This window comes from Parablautia muri (assembly GCF_009917485.1).
Taxonomy (GTDB): domain Bacteria; phylum Bacillota; class Clostridia; order Lachnospirales; family Lachnospiraceae; genus Suilimivivens; species Suilimivivens muri.
This window is the reverse complement of the sequence record NZ_QZDT01000116.1, coordinates 1-3,892: the sequence shown is the minus strand read 5'-3', so window position 1 is coordinate 3,892 and position 3,892 is coordinate 1. Positions and strand designations below refer to the sequence as shown.

Genomic DNA, 3,892 nt, shown 5'->3' with positions numbered 1-3,892 from the left:
AGAATTGTCATATCTACATTCTTACCAAAAAGGAGCCAATTTTTTCCAAAGACACAAACTATTTTACACTACTGCACAGCGATCAGGGATCCCAGTATACATCAAAAGCATTTGTGGAATTCTGCAAATCTGTGCATGTGACGCAGAGCATGAGCAAAGCAGGATATCCTTATGACAACGCACCGATGGAGAGATATTTCAACACGCTGAAAAACGAATGCACAAATCTGTATGAGTTTCAGACCGAGGAAGCGCTCTACCAGACAGTGGAAGAATTTGCGTATGTCAATTATAACCATGTCCGTCCTCATAGTTTTAACGGATACCGTACACCGCATCAGGCACGGATAACACCATAAAATCGAAACTGATATTTTTTAGCCACAAGTGTTACAAAAATGCTTGACCACAACACCGGCGGGAGCATGATTTCTTTGTGGGTGACTTCGTTCTTGTAAGGATAGTAGTTCTGCTCCTGGTCGTATTCAGAGAACAGCTTCTCGCCGCTCTGGTAGGCGGCGGCAGAAACAGCGGATTCATTGTTGCTCCGCTTGATGATTGTGATTTTGCAATGCGGGCATAGCAAGTGTGCGCCCTCCTTTCTCCCGGATTCCGGGTATAGAAAAAGCAGGATACCTTTTCAGATTTCCTGCTTGGATGTGCCGCTGGAGCGGCAGATATTTAGTTTTTTGATGGCCTGTCAGTTCGACAAACCGGAATTTATGCTTACATTTTCTTCTTTTGTAAAAATATAAAAAGTGCAATCAAAACCACATTGACAATTAGAACAATAATGCTTCCTTCAATTTTGCAAATTCCGCCGGACAAAATATCGTTTCCAGTAAAAGTCGTAACAAACAGATTTGGATAGTCATCAGCAAGTGACACACCACCTAAAACTAATGCACCAATTCCATTCCATAAAAAGTGCATAATAATTGGTGCTATAATAGAGCCACTATATTCAAGGACTGCTGTCATAAGCAAGCTCATAGTAAGTACATTTAAAACAGGAATAACACCCGCTTCAAATGCCCCTCCGTGCAATGCTGTAAAAAGTATTGTTGTCACAATCGTAGCCACAATTATATTGTGCTTTTGTTTAAGCATTTGGTACAAGTAACCACGTACAAGAAGTTCCTGCATAATTGTATTTAGAAATACTGCCAGCAACCAAATAGGAAATAGGTTAATTAAGTTAGTTCCGTCAAAATGGATAATTTTTGCTACATACATTACCAAAACAGGAATAGCTAACCATACAATCCCTGTAATTACTCCCAATACTATTCCCTTTACTGGATTATCGAATAAATGTAACTCTACGTTTTTCTTTTCAGCAAGCCAAAAGATGAGAGTAAATACTGCTATTGCCAATAGAGGTGTAATTTCTGCCCATAACCTCCATATAACTTGTTCCTTTGAAGATGATAACGGCAAGATAGAAACCAATATTGCCCATCCCAGAAAAAAGCCTATGGATTTTATAATTGTAATTCCGATTTTTTTCAAAATAAATTCCTCCTAGTCGAGTAGACAGGCACCTCACGATGCCAGCCCCTCACAGATCCGTGCGTGCGGCTTTCCCGCACACGGCTCTTCATAATAACATTTACAGTTTCAGAATAAGCTGACATATATCTTCGGCATTACCAGCGGATAATATTTCAGCATTTCTATGAACCCTTCCCGTGTATAGATCTTCCTGTTGCTCCTTCGGTTCAGAACCTTGAACAGCATTTCTCTTACCTGCTGTTTGAAGTTGCTTATCATCCTTCCGTTGAAGCTGACGCCATAATACCTGTAGTGCCCTGTCAGTTTCAGATTGAGCATTCCCCTCAGTTTCTTTAGTTTCTGGTCTCGATTAGCATACAGCCAGACTTTTATGTCCTTCAGTTTCTGCCGGAATTTCTTACTGCTCGTTTTCGGCATCATCCATGCTGTCCCTTTCCTTGTCCTTCCGCAGTAAAATGTAAATCCCAGAAAGTCGAAGGTTTCCAGCCTTGTAGATTCTTCGCGCTTATGCTTCGATTTTTCCAGGTATCCTCCGCTTTCCAGCATCCTGCTCTTGCTTTCCTCCAGTTCCAGTCCGAACTTTTCTATTCGTTCCTTAAGAAGCTTATAATATCTCTCCGCTTCCCATTTGTACTGGAATCCCGCAATGAAATCATCTGCATAGACAATCAGGAAGTTCTCGCCCCTGCTCTCTTTGGCTATGACAAACTTGTACCATAGTGTAAGGACATTGTGCATATAGATGTTCGCAAGGATTGGACTGATGATGTTTCCCTGTGCTGAACCTTCCTCGTTTTCTACCAGCTTTCCCCTCATCCATCACCCCAGCTTTCAGGTATTTGTTCACCAGCCAGAGGATATTCGGGTCTTTGATGTATAGATTCAGGAATTTCATTATCCAGTCGTGCTTCATATGGTCAAAGAAACCTTTAATGTCTGCATCCACGATATAGCATATCTTCGTGAAATTCAGCCTCTTATACAGTTCCTTCACTGCCCCATGGCATCCCCCTGTTTGGTCTGAATCCGTACATACAGTTTAGAAATCTCGGCTCATAAATTGCTTCAAGTATCTTCTTCAAAGCCAGCTGGACTATTTTGTCCTCGTAACTTGCAATCCCCAGCGGACGCAGTTTCCCATTGCTTTTCGGAATGTATACCCGGAGCGATGGCTGTGGCTTATATGACTTCCTTTTCAGCCTTTCTACAAGCCCCTTAATGTTCTGTTCCAGGTTCTCTCCGTATTCTTTCTTTGTCACTTCATCAATCTCTACTGCCTTGCTGCCGTCCAGTTCCCTGTAGCATTACATTAGCAGTTCTTTATTTATCAGATGGTACAAAGATGTGAATTCCGGTTTCGGCTCATGAGCCGATTTGTCTGCTATTCTCTCCAATTTCGTTTCCATCAGTACCTCCGCCCCTGAGTACGGCTGATGTGCCCTCAGAGAGTCCGTTATTATGTAACCCCTTCCCTCCACCGGAATCACCCGGCTTCTTCGGTACTATGAAGCTATCCGACTGCCTGATATCCGTTTGGCATCCTCCGTTTCAGCGTTGCCTGCCATACTTGAAAAAAACAAGAGACATCAGGCTCTCCCCAGTTGACTGGATAGTCACAATGTAAAACATGAAAAGCTCTTTGACCCCGCAGAAGCAGACAGCATCTCACCATAGCAATGCCGCCTGTGTTGCTTTCCGCTGGAATTAGAGCGTCAGCCCTCCAAAATGTCAAAATTTCGAGGCTCAATCACTTTCCCTATTTTCTCGCTGTCTACGCTTAGCAGGCAACATTACTGCAACCCACCCAAGACTCGCTACTGCTGGTTGGTTAGACCTTCGCAGGCAGGCCTCTCACCTGCTAGACTACCCGCCCTTCGTCTGGGCGCACAATTCCGATTTATCGCTGGCTCTATTATACAGCTTTGACTTGCTAAATGGAATAGGCTTTCTGGAAGATTTTCGGGCGGCAAGCCCACAAAGGGGTAACTGGCAAAGCCAGCGCAGGGGAAGGGTAGCTTCCCCTGTGATGATTGGCGCAGATTGAAAATCTACGGAAATCATCCGCTGTCCGCTGTGTTTTGCGTTCCGGTAGCCTTCATCGGAGAGATAAAAGCGGAACCGCTCTCCCTTAAAACCAACAAAGCAATCTTTCTGTGAATATTATCCCCCTTGGGTTCCACCAGTTTCCCGCTTCAGAGCCACCCGGAAATGGTATTTTCCACCTTCAGATCCACCACAACATATTGTGGCAGCACACATATTTGATTTCACTATAAATCTCCTTATAGTTATTCTTGGAGAACTGCTGATGCAGTATCACCAAATAATCTATAGGGAGGTCTTTTTATGTTTAAGAAGACAAAAGTCAGAAGTATTC

5 protein-coding genes and 2 pseudogenes are annotated in these 3,892 nt (G+C 43.3%); 1 reads left to right on the top strand and 6 read right to left on the bottom strand.

The annotated features are described in order from the left end of the window. The coding region (locus D5281_RS24270) for an integrase core domain-containing protein (RefSeq protein ID WP_277935601.1) at positions 1–359 on the top strand (359 nt) is incomplete at its 5' end. Between the two features lie 59 nt (positions 360–418). On the opposite strand, the pseudogene D5281_RS24265 reads toward D5281_RS24270, so the two are convergent. From D5281_RS24265 to D5281_RS27090, 6 genes and pseudogenes are all read right to left on the bottom strand, one after another. Beyond that, positions 419–586, bottom strand: a pseudogene (locus D5281_RS24265) (MobA/MobL family protein); the annotation flags it as partial. A 140-nt stretch (positions 587–726) separates the two neighbouring features. Next, the gene (locus D5281_RS24260) at positions 727–1,512 is read right to left on the bottom strand and encodes a CPBP family intramembrane glutamic endopeptidase (protein ID WP_160562439.1); all 786 of its coding nucleotides are present in this window, start codon (positions 1,510–1,512) and stop codon (positions 727–729) included. A 108-nt stretch (positions 1,513–1,620) separates the two neighbouring features. Beyond that, positions 1,621–2,331: a reverse transcriptase domain-containing protein gene (locus tag D5281_RS27355; RefSeq protein ID WP_330585318.1), complete on the bottom strand. Its 711-nt coding sequence runs from the start codon at positions 2,329–2,331 to the stop codon at positions 1,621–1,623. Between the two features lie 161 nt (positions 2,332–2,492). Then, on the bottom strand, positions 2,493–2,774 hold the full coding sequence (locus D5281_RS27350; RefSeq protein WP_330585317.1) for a hypothetical protein: 282 nt from the start codon (positions 2,772–2,774) through the stop codon (positions 2,493–2,495). 604 nt (positions 2,775–3,378) lie between these two features. After that, positions 3,379–3,576: a hypothetical protein gene (locus D5281_RS24250; RefSeq protein ID WP_160562438.1), complete on the bottom strand. Its 198-nt coding sequence runs from the start codon at positions 3,574–3,576 to the stop codon at positions 3,379–3,381. A 3-nt stretch (positions 3,577–3,579) separates the two neighbouring features. Next, positions 3,580–3,669: pseudogene (locus D5281_RS27090) on the bottom strand (DUF5720 family protein); the annotation flags it as partial. Positions 3,670–3,892: the final 223 nt, after the last annotated feature.